The organism is Acinetobacter sp. UBA3025 (genome assembly GCF_002367915.1).
Lineage (GTDB): Bacteria > Pseudomonadota > Gammaproteobacteria > Pseudomonadales > Moraxellaceae > Acinetobacter.
The window spans coordinates 1-15,973 of the sequence record NZ_DFDO01000111.1 but is presented as its reverse complement, the minus strand read 5'-3'; the positions used below and the strand labels follow the sequence as shown (position 1 = coordinate 15,973).

The 15,973-nt window shown below is 44.3% G+C and carries 15 protein-coding genes and 2 pseudogenes; 8 read left to right on the top strand and 9 right to left on the bottom strand.

What is annotated here, in order from left to right; translation table 11 throughout:
* Together B4J23_RS04735 and ovoA are read left to right on the top strand one after the other, a co-directional pair.
* A partial coding sequence (locus B4J23_RS04735) for a LysR family transcriptional regulator substrate-binding protein (protein WP_291358966.1) occupies positions 1–243 on the top strand: 243 nt, incomplete at its 5' end.
* A gap of 217 nt (positions 244–460) precedes the next feature.
* A complete protein-coding gene (gene ovoA / locus B4J23_RS04730) occupies positions 461–2,584 on the top strand; it encodes a 5-histidylcysteine sulfoxide synthase (protein ID WP_291358968.1) in 2,124 nt (707 codons plus the stop codon).
* A 43-nt stretch (positions 2,585–2,627) separates the two neighbouring features.
* Here the strand turns inward: ovoA and B4J23_RS04725 are convergent, their stop codons facing one another.
* Both B4J23_RS04725 and B4J23_RS04720 read right to left on the bottom strand, forming a co-directional pair.
* On the bottom strand, positions 2,628–2,879 hold the full coding sequence (locus B4J23_RS04725) for a DUF2789 domain-containing protein (protein WP_291358964.1): 252 nt from the start codon (positions 2,877–2,879) through the stop codon (positions 2,628–2,630).
* Between the two features lie 156 nt (positions 2,880–3,035).
* The gene (locus B4J23_RS04720) at positions 3,036–3,686 is read right to left on the bottom strand and encodes an HAD family hydrolase (protein WP_034702389.1); all 651 of its coding nucleotides are present in this window, start codon (positions 3,684–3,686) and stop codon (positions 3,036–3,038) included.
* 182 nt (positions 3,687–3,868) lie between these two features.
* Between B4J23_RS04720 and B4J23_RS04715 the strand changes: the two genes are divergently transcribed.
* The 3 genes from B4J23_RS04715 to B4J23_RS04705 all read left to right on the top strand — a co-directional run bounded on the left by B4J23_RS04715 (position 3,869) and on the right by B4J23_RS04705 (position 7,283).
* Entirely contained in the window at positions 3,869–4,351 is a 483-nt protein-coding gene (locus B4J23_RS04715; protein WP_004781838.1) for an RNA pyrophosphohydrolase, read from the top strand.
* Positions 4,352–4,442: 91 nt separating this feature from the next.
* Positions 4,443–6,740 carry a phosphoenolpyruvate--protein phosphotransferase gene (ptsP, locus tag B4J23_RS04710; RefSeq protein WP_291358960.1) on the top strand — a complete coding sequence of 766 codons (2,298 nt, stop codon included), beginning with the start codon at positions 4,443–4,445 and terminating at the stop codon, positions 6,738–6,740.
* Between the two features lie 42 nt (positions 6,741–6,782).
* Positions 6,783–7,283: a hypothetical protein gene (locus tag B4J23_RS04705; RefSeq protein WP_291358958.1), complete on the top strand. Its 501-nt coding sequence runs from the start codon at positions 6,783–6,785 to the stop codon at positions 7,281–7,283.
* Here the strand turns inward: B4J23_RS04705 and B4J23_RS04700 are convergent.
* Entirely contained in the window at positions 7,280–7,456 is a 177-nt protein-coding gene (locus B4J23_RS04700; protein WP_004781833.1) for a DUF7230 family protein, read from the bottom strand. The two genes, B4J23_RS04705 and B4J23_RS04700, sit on opposite strands and share 4 nt — an antisense overlap.
* 637 nt (positions 7,457–8,093) lie before the next feature.
* Between B4J23_RS04700 and B4J23_RS04695 the strand changes: the two genes are divergently transcribed.
* Entirely contained in the window at positions 8,094–9,614 is a 1,521-nt protein-coding gene (locus B4J23_RS04695; RefSeq protein ID WP_004781832.1) for a catalase, read from the top strand.
* A gap of 145 nt (positions 9,615–9,759) precedes the next feature.
* Here the strand turns inward: B4J23_RS04695 and B4J23_RS04690 are convergent.
* From B4J23_RS04690 to B4J23_RS04680, 3 genes and pseudogenes are all read right to left on the bottom strand, one after another.
* Positions 9,760–9,879: pseudogene (locus B4J23_RS04690) on the bottom strand (catalase-peroxidase 2); the annotation flags it as partial.
* A gap of 84 nt (positions 9,880–9,963) precedes the next feature.
* Positions 9,964–11,019, bottom strand: a complete 1,056-nt coding sequence (locus B4J23_RS04685; protein WP_034704696.1) for an MBL fold metallo-hydrolase — start codon at positions 11,017–11,019, stop codon at positions 9,964–9,966.
* Between the two features lie 411 nt (positions 11,020–11,430).
* A complete protein-coding gene (locus B4J23_RS04680) occupies positions 11,431–12,369 on the bottom strand; it encodes a cation diffusion facilitator family transporter (protein WP_180167885.1) in 939 nt (312 codons plus the stop codon).
* Positions 12,370–12,507: 138 nt separating this feature from the next.
* Here B4J23_RS04680 and B4J23_RS04675 point away from each other — a divergent pair, with 138 nt between their 5' ends.
* Together B4J23_RS04675 and B4J23_RS04670 are read left to right on the top strand one after the other, a co-directional pair.
* A complete protein-coding gene (locus tag B4J23_RS04675) occupies positions 12,508–12,684 on the top strand; it encodes a hypothetical protein (protein WP_291358950.1) in 177 nt (58 codons plus the stop codon).
* A 12-nt stretch (positions 12,685–12,696) separates the two neighbouring features.
* Positions 12,697–12,939: a GNAT family N-acetyltransferase gene (locus B4J23_RS04670; protein ID WP_291358948.1), complete on the top strand. Its 243-nt coding sequence runs from the start codon at positions 12,697–12,699 to the stop codon at positions 12,937–12,939.
* Positions 12,940–12,992: 53 nt separating this feature from the next.
* Here B4J23_RS04670 and B4J23_RS04665 read toward each other — a convergent pair whose 3' ends face one another.
* The 3 genes and pseudogenes from B4J23_RS04665 to B4J23_RS04655 all read right to left on the bottom strand — a co-directional run.
* On the bottom strand, positions 12,993–13,901 hold the full coding sequence (locus tag B4J23_RS04665; RefSeq protein WP_291358946.1) for a DMT family transporter: 909 nt from the start codon (positions 13,899–13,901) through the stop codon (positions 12,993–12,995).
* Positions 13,902–14,198: 297 nt separating this feature from the next.
* Positions 14,199–15,428, bottom strand: coding sequence for a 3-phenylpropionate/cinnamic acid dioxygenase ferredoxin--NAD(+) reductase subunit (hcaD, locus tag B4J23_RS04660; protein WP_291358944.1), 1,230 nt, complete (start codon positions 15,426–15,428; stop codon positions 14,199–14,201).
* Positions 15,429–15,435: 7 nt separating this feature from the next.
* Positions 15,436–15,973: pseudogene (locus B4J23_RS04655) on the bottom strand (3-carboxyethylcatechol 2,3-dioxygenase); the annotation flags it as partial.

Here is a 15,973-nt window from a genome sequence, read left to right as displayed (position 1 = left end):
GAAAAGCAGGGCATCAAGCCGAAAACGACCATGAGCAATAACCCGCTTGAATCCATCCGGATGCTGGTTTCGATTGGTTTAGGCTGGTCAGTCTTGCCCAAAACCCTGGTCAACCATGACCTGCAAGAACTGGATCTGAATCTGGAAATGAACCGTCAGCTCGGTATGGTCTGGCATCCGGGTCGTACTCAATCGAAGGCGGCTGAAGCATTGGTTCAACTGATGCAAGGCCCGTCAATTTAAAATTAATTTTCACATTTCTCTGCTGCATCGATATCGATGCAGCATTTTGTTACCTAAATACATCGCATCAGTTGCTTCCTTTCAAGTACTTTTAAAAGTATCAAATTCATTTTCCTGAAGATGAAAAATTAAAACGTATTCAAGGAAGCACAGAATGCAGATCAAATCTTCTGATTCCAAAACTTTATTATCTTCTTCTCATGACCTGCTCGAAGAAATGGGTTTATGGAAACCGCTTAAACCAACGCTACACCCGACTCCCAACCTTGATTTTGAAGATGAACCGACAGCGCGTGCCGTATTACGTGATTATTTTCTAAATACCTTTGACACCTATGAGCAACTGTTTGACTGTCTGAAAAATGAAGAAGCCTTTTATGACAAACCGATTGCCTTACGTCATCCACTGATCTTTTATTTTGGTCATACTGCCACTTTTTTTATCAATAAGCTGTTGCTGGCTCAACTGATCCCGGAACGTTTAAATCCGCATCTGGAAAGTATCTTCGCGATTGGTGTAGATGAAATGAGCTGGGATGATCTGGATGAACAGAACTATCACTGGCCTAGCATTCAGGCGGTACGTGATTACCGGCATCAGGTGCGTGCCCTGGTCTTGAAAGTGATAGAACATGCGCCGCTACAACTTCCACTGAACTGGCACAATCCCTGGTGGACCATCATCATGGGCATTGAGCATGAACGGATTCATCTGGAAACCTCTTCAGTTTTAATTCGCCAGCATCAGTTACGTTATGTACAGAATCATCCGCAGTGGCGTGCCAATGTCATTACCGGTATTGCGCCTGAAAATAGTCTGGTAAAGATACCGGCAGGTCAGGTCAATTTACATAAAAATTTCGAACATGCTTTTTATGGCTGGGACAATGAATACGGCCACCATCATGCCGAAATTGCAGAATTCGAAGCCTCTAAATATCTGGTATCCAATCAGGAGTTTTTAGCCTTTGTTGAAGCAGAAGGTTATCAGACAGCTGACTACTGGACTGAAGAGGGCCAGCAATGGTTAGCATTTTCTCAAGCCACACATCCTACCTTCTGGGTCAAAACGGAACTGGGTTGGTCCTTAAGACTGATGCTGGAAGAAGTTCCAATGCCTTGGGACTGGCCAGTCGAAGTGAATTATCATGAAGCCAAAGCTTTCTGTAACTGGAAATCAACACAGACCGGAGAATCCATTCGTCTGCCCACTGAGGATGAATGGTATCGACTATATGCAGTTTCAGGGCTGGATCCAAAATTACCAAGTCCTGAGCAAGCCAATATTGAATTAAAATATGGCCCTAACTCTTTTCCGGTGGATCATTTTCAGCATGGCGATTTTTATGATGTTCAGGGCAATGTCTGGCAATGGACCGAGACCCCGATTTATCCTTTCGAAGGCTTTCAAGTCCATCCTTTCTATGATGATTTTAGTACCCCAACCTTCGATGGCCAACATCATCTGATTAAAGGCGGTTCCTGGATTTCAGCCGGTAATGAAGCCCTGCACAGTTCACGCTATGCGTTCCGGCGACATTTTTTCCAGCATGCCGGTTTTCGCTATGTTGCCGCGGAAGAGACATCACCGCAGTTTCACTCTCAATATGAAAGTGATCAGCTGATTTCCCAATATCTGGAATTCCAGTATGGGGTGGAATATTTTGCTGTTCCAAACTTTGCCCAAAGTCTCATTCAACTGGCCCGTCCTTATTTTCAAAATATTCCGTGTCATAAAGCGCTGGATATCGGTTGTGCCACCGGACGCGCCAGCTTTGAACTGGCCCAAGATTTTGATCAGGTCACAGGTTTAGACTTTTCAGCCCGTTTTATTCAGCAAGGTGTGGTGCTGGCGCAAGGAGAGACCCTGCGCTATAGCATTCCTGTTGAGGGTGAACTGGTGGAATATAAATCCTGCTCACTGGCAGAACTTGAACTTAAACAGGTTGCCAATAAGGTCGAGTTTTATCAGGCCGATGCCTGCAACCTGAAACCACAGTTTAAAGATTATGATTTTATTCTGGCAGCCAACCTGATTGATCGTCTGCATCATCCTAAAGCTTTTCTAAGTGAGATTCATAATCGGCTGAATATGGGCGGAATCCTGATGCTAGCCTCGCCTTATACCTGGCTGGAAGAACATACAGCACGCAGTGAATGGATCGGCGGATTTAAGCAGGCGGGAGAAAACCTGAGTACCTTAGAGGGTATCAAAGCTTTGCTAAGTCCACATTTTGAAATGCTGGACGAACCTGTGGATGTGCCTTTTGTGATCCGAGAAACAGCGCGTAAATATCAACATACCCTGTCCCAAATAACTTTATGGAAAAGGGTACGATAATTCCAAAATGAAAAAGCCAATCAGTTGATTGGCTTTTTGTTCACTACTCAATTCCGCTAGTGGCATCCTCATGCAGAGATTCATTGAGCTGATCCACCACAATGGCCCATTCTCCATCTGAAGCAATTTTTTCAGCCAGGAACTGGCGCTGTGCATCTGACCAATACGGCGCCTCCATCAGGTTTACATCTTTGGGTAATTGATGCTCATGAATAAATTGGGCAATCCTTTCTGCACTTGAATCCAGACCTAACTGTGCAAATAGATGAGTCATACGCGGTCTAACTTGGGTCATTTTCATTACCTCAGCGCTTGCTATCGTTATTGTCGACTTGCTTTATTTACTCTGAGCATAGCATGTTTATTCAGCAACGGGCATGTCAAAAAGTACCCTCTTCTGCTTATAAAAAAGCACAACCGAAGTTGTGCCTGATTAAATCGAACGAACTGCTTAAATCGACCAGTCCTGAATTTCCCAGCCCTGTTCTTTGGCCAGTGCTTCCAGACGATCATCCGGATTCACAGCAATGGCATGATCTGCATGTTCCAGCAGAAAACGGTCATTGATTGAATCTGAATAAGCCCAAGACTCGGTCACATCACGACCTGCCAGCCATTGTTCCAGACGGGTCAGTTTACCTTGCTGATAGCAGGCAATATTGGTCACCTTACCGGTATATTTACCATCAACGACTTCAGCATTTGTGGCAATAATTTCAGTAATCCCAAACTCACGGAAAATCGGTGCAGTAATAAAGTCCGAAGTTGCAGTAATGCCGACAATTTCATGCCCTGCATCTTTATGGCGCTGAATCGCTTTAAAACCTTCCGGACGCATCTGTGGGCGAATGACTTTTTGCATGAACAGTTGATGTAATTCGGTCAGATAATCATGGTCATGTTGAGTCAAAAACTGGAATACAAATTCATTATAGGCATAAGGATCCAGTTGACCCTTTTTATAGTCCTCATAGAACTTGTCATTCATGGCGCGGTGATGAACGGGATCCACCAGGCCTTCATTGACCAGGAATTCCCCCCAGGAATGATCCGAATCGGTGTTTAACAGTGTGTGATCGAGATCAAATAGCGCCAATTTCATGAAAATACTCGTAAAAACTGAAATTTAAGAAAAAAATTGTAAATCTATCTCCGCTAGTCGATAGAAATTCGTTAAGATCATAGCAATTTTAACATTTTTAAACTTTGCTTTTTTTCGAGTTGGATAAAGAAATAATATTCCCCGAAAGCAAAGGCATAAATTAAACAATTTTAGGTAGCCAAATGATCGACTCAGAAGGTTTCCGACCGAATGTCGGGATCATTTTGGCAAACGATGCTGGACAGGTTTTATGGGCAAAACGCATTGGTCATAATGCATGGCAATTTCCACAAGGAGGTATCCAATATGGAGAAACCCCTGAGCAGGCACTTTATCGTGAGCTGAGAGAAGAAGTTGGCTTACTGCCTGAACACGTCCAGATTATCGCACAGACCAAAGGATGGTTGCGTTATCGTTTGCCGTATCGATACATTCGCACGGATTCAGATCCGGTATGTATCGGTCAAAAACAGAAGTGGTTTTTACTCAAACTGACGGCGCCCGTACAGAACATTCAACTTGATCTGTCCGATCCGCCCGAATTTGATCAATGGCAATGGGTCAGTTACTGGTATCCATTAGGCCAAGTGGTGAATTTTAAACGCGATGTTTATCGCAAGGCCATGATTGAACTCTGTCAGCAATTACCACAACAAAAACCTTAAAAAAATCGCGTGCATGTGCAGATTTTTTGCTCGGCTATTGTTATAAATAAACTAAATTACCGGACTTCTAAAAAAATACGGAGCAGCTCCCATGTCGAATATGCAACTGGATACCCTTAGACGCATTGTCCAAGAGATTAATGCGTCTACCAGTTTGCATGAATCACTCGATATTATGGTCAATCAGGTCGCTGAGGCCATGCATGTGGATGTCTGCTCCATTTATCTGCTCGATGAACGCAACCAGCGCTATCTGTTGATGGCATCTAAAGGCCTGAAGCCTGAAGCTGTCGGTCATGTGTCTCTACATACCGGTGAAGGTCTGGTTGGTCTGGTGGGTCAGCGTGAGGAAATCGTTAACCTCGACAATGCCCCTAAGCATGATCGTTTCCTGTATTTACCGGAAACGGGCGAAGAAATTTATAATTCCTTTCTGGGCGTTCCGGTCATGTACCGCCGTAAGGTCATGGGCGTACTGGTGGTCCAAAATAAAGAATCCCAGGATTTTAGTGAAGCGGCTGAATCGTTCCTGGTTACGCTATGTGCCCAGCTTTCGGGCGTAATCGCTCACGCCCATGCAGTCGGCAATATTGATGTATTCCGCAAGCCAAATAATTTACCGGCATATAAAACCTTCCAGGGCGTATCGGGTTCTGGCGGTATTGCACTCGGCCGTGCCATTGTGCTTTATCCACCTGCAGATCTGGGCGCTGTTCCGGATCGTGAAGCGGATGATATTAGCGAAGAACTGGCTTTGCTGGATAATGCCTTAAATTCGGTACGTGAAGAAATTCAGTTCCTAGATGACAAGATGCAGGATGCGCTGATGGCCGAAGAGCGTGCCCTGTTCAGTGTGTTCCTGCGTATGCTGGATGAAAATGCCCTACCATCGGAGATTAAAGCACTGATTCGTGATGGTCACTGGGCACAAGGTGCGGTTCGCATCGTGATTGATAACCATGTGGCGCAGTTTGCCCAGATGGAGGATGATTACCTGCGTGAACGTGTCGCTGATCTAAAAGATCTGGGACGCCGTATTCTGGCCAAATTACAGGAAGCCGATGAAAGCCATCGCGAACTGACCGATGAAAGCATCCTGATTGGTGAAGAAATTTCAACGGCTGCACTGGTAGAATTGCCTGTCGATAAGATTGCAGCGATTGTCACCACTGAAGGTGCCATGAATTCACATATGGTGATTGTGGCACGCGCACTCGGTATTCCGACTGTCGTGGGTGTGACTGAACTGCCCATCAATACCCTGGATGACGTCGAGATGATTGTCGATGCGCATCAGGGCCGTATCTTTATCAATCCACCACGTCGTCTGCGTACCCGCTATAAAGAAATTCAGAAAGAAGAAGAACAGATTGCCAAAGATCTACGTCAATACGAGACCAAAGATGCAATTACGCCAGATGGTACCGCTGTACGTCTGTTTGTAAATACCGGCCTGATGATTGATGTGGTTCGTGGTGTACAGCGTGGTGCCAAAGGTGTTGGCCTATACCGTTCGGAAATCCCGTTCATGCTACGTGACCGCTTCCCGGGAGAAGAGGAACAACGTGCCATTTACCGGCAGCAACTGAGTCACTTTGCCAATAAACCGGTAGTCATGCGAACGCTGGATATTGGTGCAGATAAAGACCTGCCATATTTCTCGATTGAGGAAGAAAATTCAGCATTGGGCTGGCGCGGTATCCGCTTTACCCTGGATCATCCTGAAATCTTCTCTTCTCAGATTCGCGCCATGCTAAAAGCCAGTATTGGCCTGAACAATCTGCATATCCTACTGCCGATGGTGACCAGTGTCAGTGAAGTTGAAGAAGCACTGTATCTGTTAGAGCGTGATCATTATGCCGTTCAGGAAGAAGAGCAGGTCAAAATTACCAAACCGCAAATCGGAATTATGGTCGAAGTACCAAGCGTACTGCATCAGATTGATGAATTTTCTGAACTGGTCGATTTCTTCTCGGTCGGTTCTAACGATTTGACTCAATATTTACTTGCCGTAGATCGTAATAATCCACGTGTGGCCAATGTCTATTCACACTTACATCCAGCGATCCTGCGTGCCCTGACCCGTCTGGTAGAGGATTGTCACCATAATAACAAACCGATCAGTATCTGTGGTGAAATGGCCGGTGATCCTCTATCGGCCGTACTATTAATGGCCATGGGATTCAATACCCTGTCCATGAGTTCTAGCAATATTTTGAGAGTCCGAAAAACGATTTGTCATGTACCGATGCCTGATGCACAGGAATTACTCAAACATGTACTAAAACTGGACAATCCACTCATGGTAAAAAGCTGGATGGAGCATTATTTTAGAACACATGGTTTAGGAGATATGGTGAAATCCACCACCCGTATGGTCAGCGCTTAAGGAGGAACTTTTCCAGGTTCCTCTGCATTAGTCGAGGTACTTATGGAATTTGTGCTTATCCTGCTTATGCTGGCTGCAGCGTTTTATTTTATTATTGTTGCACCGGCCTTACGTTCACAAAAATCCAGATATACATCTTCTCATGATCGTATCAATACCAGCTCGAGTCACCAGTATATCCGTGAAACTGAACGTCCTAAAGCCTGTCCCTTATGGGGAATTGAAATTTCTCGTACCCAGCAACGGCGTTTAGGCAAGAATGATCCATCGGTCATTGCCGCAAAACTGTATCGGCAACAGCTAGGAAAATTTGCCAGTTTTCAGCAGACTCGGCCTATGGCTGATGCTGATCCAAATAGATCTTCGAGTTCTGCGACCCTGCCCCGTTTTTTTCAAAATATGTTTCCCGAAGAAGCTTCTTCAACTACCCGACAAAACTCACCGCATTCTTCGAAAAGAAATTCATCTTTTAACTATACCCCACAGAATCCCTTAAAATCAGCTCCCGTCCAGAACAGATCCACTTCTTCCTGGCCGCCCTAAGCTGCCCATAAAAAAGGGCGATCATCTTGTTGATATCGCCCTTGTTTGTGCTTGGTATAACCACGTTTTGCATTTTTCTTCCGATCTACAAAAACCTGGCTTTTATTGACTTCATGCATATGTTTGGCCACGAAGTTTGGCATGACTGCCTCTACAGCTTTTTTCTTTGCCATCTTGCTCTCTGTTTAATTTGGGCTAAGGAAATGATCCGCTCGGGATGTGAAATGATTATAAGGGCGACTGGCCAATTTTCAAGCAGATCAGGACTTAAATATTTTCCAGAAAATAGATAATTTGGTAGATATTCTTGCTGTAAAAATCAGAAAATTGTGAGCAAGAGAATGCTGATTTAACTACCTGTTTAATCCTTGAATTTTAATCCTTAAATCTTTCTATTTAAAAAATATTTATAAAATTAATAACTTAATAAATATTTAATAAAACCTAATGAAATCTAAAAGAGATATTGAAGCATTTTTCTGACTTAGAGAAGACATCTTAAATTCTGATTTTCTTACTTAATCATTTTAAACTGAGTGAAAAATTTGCATATTTTAACATTGTCACATTTCTAGAAATATCTTATGTTCAAATTAGATTATTTATTTTCAATGACTTAATTTTTATTCATTTAGGCAGTATTTTCTGAAGTTACAGAAAAACCAAACTTATTGCCAAAACACCCAATTCAACAACTCACTTAATTAAAAATCTGTTGGAAATAAAGCCCCTAATGTTATTCCTGCGCTTATAGATGATTTTTTTGAATGCTGGAATAACGAATAAAATTCTCAACGCTTGGAGAGAAATATGAGCCAAGATATGAAAAAGTGCCCTGTCACCCATCTGACTACTGAAGCTGGCGCACCTGTAGTCGACAACCAGAACAGTATGACGGCAGGTAGCCGTGGCCCATTGCTGGCCCAAGATTTATGGCTGAATGAAAAACTGGCTAACTTTGTTCGTGAAGTGATTCCTGAGCGCCGTATGCACGCAAAAGGTTCAGGTGCATTTGGTACCTTTACCGTAACCAATGACATTACCGAATATACCCGTGCAAAAATTTTCTCGGAAGTCGGTAAAAAAACTGAACTCTTTGCCCGTTTTTCGACCGTCGCTGGTGAACGCGGTGCAGCTGATGCAGAACGTGACATTCGTGGTTTTGCCCTGAAATTCTATACCGAAGAAGGGAACTGGGACCTAGTCGGTAACAATACACCGGTATTCTTCCTGCGTGATCCACGTAAATTTCCTGACTTAAACAAAGCAGTAAAACGTGATCCGAAAACCAATAAACGTAGCGCCACCAATAACTGGGATTTCTGGACTTTATTGCCGGAAGCACTACATCAAGTTACCATCGTAATGTCCGATCGTGGGATTCCAGCCGGCTATCGTCATATGCACGGTTTCGGCAGTCATACCTACAGTTTTATCAATGCCCAAAATGAACGCTTTTGGGTAAAATTCCATATGCGTACCCAGCAAGGTATCAAGAATCTGACTGATGCTGAGGCAGCAGAGTTGATTGCTAAAGACCGTGAAAGCAGTCAAACCGACCTGTTTGATGCGATTGAACGTGGCGATTATCCGAAATGGAAAATGTACGTTCAGATCATGCCTGAAACAGATGCCGAGAAAGTGCCTTATCATCCGTTTGACCTGACCAAAGTCTGGCCGAAAGGTGATTATCCACTAATTGAAGTAGGTGAATTTGAGCTGAACCGTAATCCGGAAAACTATTTCCAGGACGTAGAACAAGCCGCTTTTGCGCCAAGCAATCTGGTACCAGGTATCAGCTATTCACCGGATCGCATGCTACAGGCACGTTTGGTCAATTATGCTGATGCAGCGCGTTACCGTGTAGGTGTGAATCATGCCCAGATTCCGGTCAATGCCGCACGTTGCCCGGTACATTCAAATCACCGTGATGGTTTGGGCCGTATGGATGGCAACTATGGTTCATTGCCGCATTATGAGCCGAACAGTTTCAGCCAGTGGCAGGAACAGCCAGAATTCAGAGAGCCCCCCCTCAAAATCACGGGTGATGCAGATTTCTGGGATTATCGCAAAGATGATAATGACTACTTCAGCCAGCCACGTGCCCTGTTCAACCTGATGAATGATGAGCAGAAACAGGCTCTATTTAATAATACCGCAGCCGCAATGGGTGATGCACTTGATTTCATCAAGTACCGTCATATCCGTAACTGTTATGCCTGTGATCCCGCCTATGGTGAAGGTATTGCTCAAGCTCTTGGGATGAGCGTAGCTGATGCCCAGATGGCTCGAGCAACTGATCCAGCTAAAGGCCTACCAAGCTTTCTCTAAGTTTTTTAGCTTGAACTGAGCGAATAAAAAACCACCCGAGGGTGGTTTTTTTTATTGGTGTTAAATTAAAGCATTAGGAATATGAATTGCAGTTCATTTCAGGTCATGTGTTTGACGGTCACGGATTTCAAAAAGGTTCTTCTACCGGTACCCAGATCTTTTTCATATCCATCAGATTCACGAAGAAATCATTGCTCAACATACCCACCCGATCAGTCAGTATGCCATGCTTGTTTCCACCACGATTGGCACCTGTACCCTTCAGCATAGGATTTAATCCTATACAAATGAGAGCTACTCTATATGCTAGCTAACGACTCAATCGTTATACAGGAGTGATCTTAAGCCCTTAGACAATAATCCGTTTGCCCTCACGAATACAGTAAAACGGGTTAATCAGCTTGGAGGAATGCTGGATAATATGCTGCAATTCATTTTCAGGCTGGTCACGTGCTTCATCGGTGAGCTGGAAGGTCCGATAATGAATGGCCATAGAACAACGTGCCATTAAGTCCTGATGGGCATGAAAAGCATCTTCCGGATTCATATGAATATTGCGCATCAGTTCACGCGGTTCATAGGCACCGATCGGCAACAGCGCAATTCGTGGTGGTCCAAGGCGTTTGCGAATTTCCTTGAAATGCGGCGCATAGCCGCTATCCCCAGCAAAATAGCAATGATCCTTGCCATTCAATAAGGAAAAACCGCCCCATAATGCGCAGTTCTGGTCACGCATTCCACGTCCTGAAGCGTGCTGTGCTGGCGAATAGACAATCTGGATATCTTCAAAAAATGCATTTTCCCACCAGTCCATTTCAATGACATTATAGTCTTTAGGCAGGTACCAGCCATTACCAAGGCCGGTATAGATCGGCATTTGATAGGTCTGATGCAGCCAGGCCAAGGTCGCCAGATCCATATGATCATAATGGTTATGGCTGAGCAATACGGCATCAATATGCGGCAGCTCATCCAGGGCAATGCCAGCAGGAATGACGCGCTGTGGCCCTCGGGATGCAGAAGGACTGGCATATTCACACCAGACCGGATCAGTCAGAAAATTATACGGCCCGATCTGGATCAGAGCGGTAGCATGCCCAATAAACCAGATTTGCCAGTCATCTAAAGTGGCTTCCGGCCGATTTTGTGGTAAAGCACGCGGACGTGAAAAAAACTCGGCACGTTCCTGTTCCAGATTTACTTCCCAAGTTCTGGATTTTCTGGTGAATAACCATTTATACAAGTCAAAGCGACTCTGCTCGAGCGAATGATGCTCCAGATTCTTAAACCGCTCACCATCAAAATGATCGGAATGTAGATAATCAAATACCGGCTTGGACCAGAGATGTTTCCAACTGGACTCAGTCTCAAGCTGAAATTTTTTAGTCTTGAAAAGATCTTGCATAAATATCCACTATTTATTATTTGTTATATGCAAGACAGCATCCACCTGGAATTTTCAAACGGAGCATCTCTTTAAATCGCATACAAACTTATATACTTCGGTATTTCAGCATAGTATGAAATACGTGCCTAAGATTCATTTATGTTTTTGTTATTTTTAGCAAAACATCGAGCCCATGGAAAGACTAAAACCGATGAAAAGCTTCTAAAAAAATGAATACTCGAGATCAAGTTTGTGTCCATTCTTCTTTCCAAAAAGACAGGAGAATGATCGATATTCATCCGACAATTCTCACTCCATACCTGACTGTACATGATTTCATGACCTAAATTTTTATTCCGTATTCATGTAATCACGCTTGATGCCCTCCTGACTATCCGACGAAAGTTATCTGCTGAAATCTTCACTTCCTTAAATACGACCTTGAGTCCGTTCCAGCCATACGGCTTTGGTTTGAGGTTTCACAAACAGAGTAATAATTTCAGGGTGTAGCTGTTTAATCTGCGCTTCAATCCGGTTGACGCAAGCTTCGATTTCATCAGAAGTCAGATCATCTTTGAATTCCAGACTTAAGGAGGCAATCACCTGATGCGCGCCCATTTGCTCAGTCAGCACCCCATTGGCGCTATAGACCGCAGTATCCTGCTGGGCAATGTTAAGTACATTTTCACGCAGTCTAGGATCTGCTGTTTCACCTAGCAATAAGCCTTTGGTTTCACGTGCCAGCAACCAGGCCGATACCGCCAGCACAACACCAATCAGAATTGAAGCTGCGCCATCCAGCTCAGGAATATTCAGTTGATGTGCCAGGAAGATACCGGTCAAGGCAATAAACAGACCGATCAATGCAGCTGTATCTTCAAATAACACGGTAAAGGTTGTTGGGTCTTTGCTGCGTCTAAAGGCTTCAAAATAGCCCATTTTCCCTTTCATTTTTCGGAATGTTTTCAATGCGACAAACCATGAAAAACCTTCACATAGAATGGCAATACCGAGCACCACGTAGTTGATCATCGGATCCTGCATTTCTTCAGGATGAATAATGTGCTGGATGCCCTGATAGATCGACACAATGGCACCTAGAGCAAAGACCATCAAGGCCACGATAAAGGCCCAGAAGTACAGTTCACGTCCATAGCCGAAAGGATGCAAGGCATCAGGGCGCTGCTCAGCCTTTTTCATACCATACAGCAGCAGAATTTCATTCAGTGTATCAACAACCGAGTGAATCGCCTCACTCAGCATGGCAGAACTGTTGGTGATATAGGCTGCGACAAATTTCACCAGCGCGATTGCCAGATTACCAAACAGCGCTGCATATACCACAATTTTATTCGATTCAGACGACATTCAAATTTGTCCTAATTTTTTTCTCAAACAGATGGATCTATTTGATTTTTCATTTTATCTCTTTGCATCTTAATAAACTGCTGCGATAAATTGTTTATTGTTTTGTTGTTCTCATTTTTAATCGGAATCTTCATAGCTGTGATTGTCCCTACTTCTGCCGATCGTCATCCTCAGCTCCTAGAACTGTGGGAGCAGTCCGTCCGGGCTTCGCATCATTTCCTAAATGACGCGCAGGTCCTGAAGATTCGCCAGCAGATTATTCAGCATAGTTATTTTGCTCAGGTGCAACTGTTCCATGTGGAACATCAGCAGTAGATTCTAGGCTTTATGGGCATTGCTGGCAGCAAACTGGAAATGCTATTTATTTCCCCTTTGGCCTTCCGGCAAGGTATTGGCAGCCAGTTATTGCAACATGCTCTTGCTCTGGGTGTGACTGAAGTTGATGTGAATGAGCACAACCCTAATGCGATTGCTTTCTATTTAAAACATGGTTTCGAGATCATCAGCCGTTCAGAAACCGATGCTGAAGGTAATCCCTACCCAATTCTGCATCTAAAACTGCAAAAATAAAAAAGGAAGCCAAAGCTTCCTTTTAGGTCTGAATTTAACTTGAACAATCTATTTTAAGATTTAGAAAAATACTGCTCGCGCCATTCTTTCCAGAAGTACATCACGATCCCGAACATCACCACGGCAATTCCGGCAAAGGCATGACTGCTGATCACTTCGTTATTCAGGGTTGCACCGAGAATCAGGGCAATGATTGGCGTCATCACATTACTGAGGGATACGGTGGACGCGGCTAAACGGCGAATCAGCCAGAAGTAACAGAGCATCGCCACAATCGAAGACAGGATCATGGTAAAACCAAAGCCGAACAGCGCCTGCATACTTGGCATTTGTGTTGGGAAAGATTGCCAGATAAATGGAATGATTAGCAATGATCCCAATGAGGAAACAATCAAAGAACCGGTGGCTTGGGACATCGGTTTTAATGGCGCATTGATCTGCTTCACCCAGAAAATCGAGCTGATATAAGACACCATGCTAATCAGCATCAGGACCACGCCCCACGGATTCACCTTACTATCTGCTGACTCCGCAAAGACAAAACTTAAACCACCGACGGCAACTGCCATACCGAGCCATTGTAGCCAAATCAGACGATTGGTTTTCAAAATGACATGTCCGATCAAACCTGCAACCAGCGGTGAGAAACCAAAGATAAGCGCCATTAAGCCAGAGGTTAAATAGTTCGCCGCCAGATAGATAAACAGTTGCGCGCCAATCAGATTCAGGCTGCCTGCCACATAGCTCATCATTGAGGTTCGGTCAAAGGGCAATGGATTACGCATCGCTGCCAAGATCACCAACGCCAGCAGAGAAGCGCCGAAATAACGAATAATCAGCACCCACATCGGATGAACTTCAGCAATACTCCAGACAATCGCCAGTGGCGTTGCTGCCCAGATCAGCACCAGCAAGGCATAAATACTTGCCGTCACCAGCATGGGAGATGAATTTGAATTCATAAAAGACTCAATTAAATTTTTTTAGAAAGAATTGAACTAACTTCTCGTTCAAATCCACAATCGACAATACTGATGGCGGCAGGGATGCCGCCGCTAAACTGGGATATAGGGATATATCCTCACTTTAGCAAAAGATTTTTATTACTTTTCATCTTTGAAAAGTAAGCCAAACCTACACAAAGCCATTTCAAATCACAATAGAATGTGAGGTCATGACAGCACAATCTGACAGACATAAAAAAGCAGACCCAAGTTGCCCAAGGTCTGCCCTTTTGTAAACTTATCAATAAAACAAAGTTATTTCACAAGTTTACGAAGATCCTGGCTGAGATCTAAATATTTGTCTGCTTCAAACGCTGCATTCTTGCTGATCAGCTTTTTCAGGTGACGCATTTCTTTTGCCGCATTCACCGTAATACCGCCAACAATAACGCCATCAGTCACACCAAACATCACGAATGATGATTCAGCGCGAAGCTCTGGATTGATTTCACCGCGAACTTGCCATTCAGCAGCAGCCATGTCACCCACGAACTGGTAGTTGATGTCCAACTGATCTGTCCAGAACCATGCTGGATTTGGAGTCGGATGCTCAACGCCCATCACATGGCGCGCAAAGATGCCTGCTTGCAGGTTGGCATTTTCCCAGGTTTCGACACGACGGTGGTTACCGCAGTTACGAAGTTGAGTTGCCACATCACCCGCTGCATAAATGTCTGCATTTGAAGTCTGGCAGTTTTCATTCACTTTAATCGCGAAATCAACATCCAGGCCAGCTTCTACAGCCAATTGTGCATTTGGCACAATCCCAATACCGTACACTACAGCATCTGCACGAAGTTCTTCGCCGTCACCCAATGTCACCACGATTTCTTCGCCATCCAATTTGCAGTCTGCAATTGAAGTTGAAAGACGAACATCCACACCTGCTAATTTTTGCTGTTCAAGTAAGAATTCGCTCAGGATGCGTGGCGATGAACGACCCATCACCATTGGACCCATTTCAATCACGGTCACTTCACATTCTTTAAAACGTGCAGATGAAGCAAGCTCAAGACCGATTACGCCACCACCGATTAAGATTAAACGGCGACCTGGTTGTAATACCGGAACTAAAGCTTGTGAGTCTTCAAGGTTACGCAGCGTATAAACGTGTTTGCCAAGTGCATCGAAGTTTGGCAAACGACGTGCCGCACCACCTGTTGCAAGAAGCAATTTGTCATAAGCAACAACGTCACCATTCTGAAGTTCAACCGTTTTAGCTTCAGCGTTAATTTTTTGCACGCCATTGCCACGGATGGTTTCAACCCCAAGTTCTGCCAGTTTTTCTTCTGACAAAATTTCGATCTTGGTTTCTTCAGGACGCAAAATCACGTCTTTAGACAGTGGCGGACGCTCATAAGGAAGATGCGTTTCATCACCAATCAGAATGATTTTACCTTCGAATTTGTTAGCACGAAGTTCTAGGATTGCGCTTGCACCAGCTTGGCCAGCACCCACTATCACGATGGTTTCGATGTTGCTCATGTGTAAATTAACCTTTTAGCTCTGCAGATACGATACCGAAGCCTGCAATCCATTCACTGATGTCTTCATAGCAGTGTGTTGTCATGTCGTATTCGCCAATTTCATTTAAGGCAGCAAATGCAGCCATCCATGAGCGAACTTCTTGACCACCACGACCACCGTCACGACGGATTTCAGCTTCTGTCATTGCTTCCATCGCAGCAAAATCAGCATTCTTGAATTTTTCAAGCAATGCGATATCCCATTCAGGGCTGAGTGGAACGGCAACAGAGGTATCACCAGCAGCCAATTTTTGACCGACTGCAATAATTTTTGCTTCACGTGCTTCAGAGCTTGGATTACGACCTGCAATCAGGAATTCTTCAACTTCTGGTAGCAATGAACCCATTTGTGGTGTTGGTGGATCATGAGACAGACCACCTGTACCTAAAACAAGGACACGTTCATTTTCAAGGTTTAAAGACTTGATGAATTGACCTACAGCACGGCCTAAAGCGATCGTACGCTTAGTCGTTGGCATTGGTGCTGCAGCACCATTAATGAAA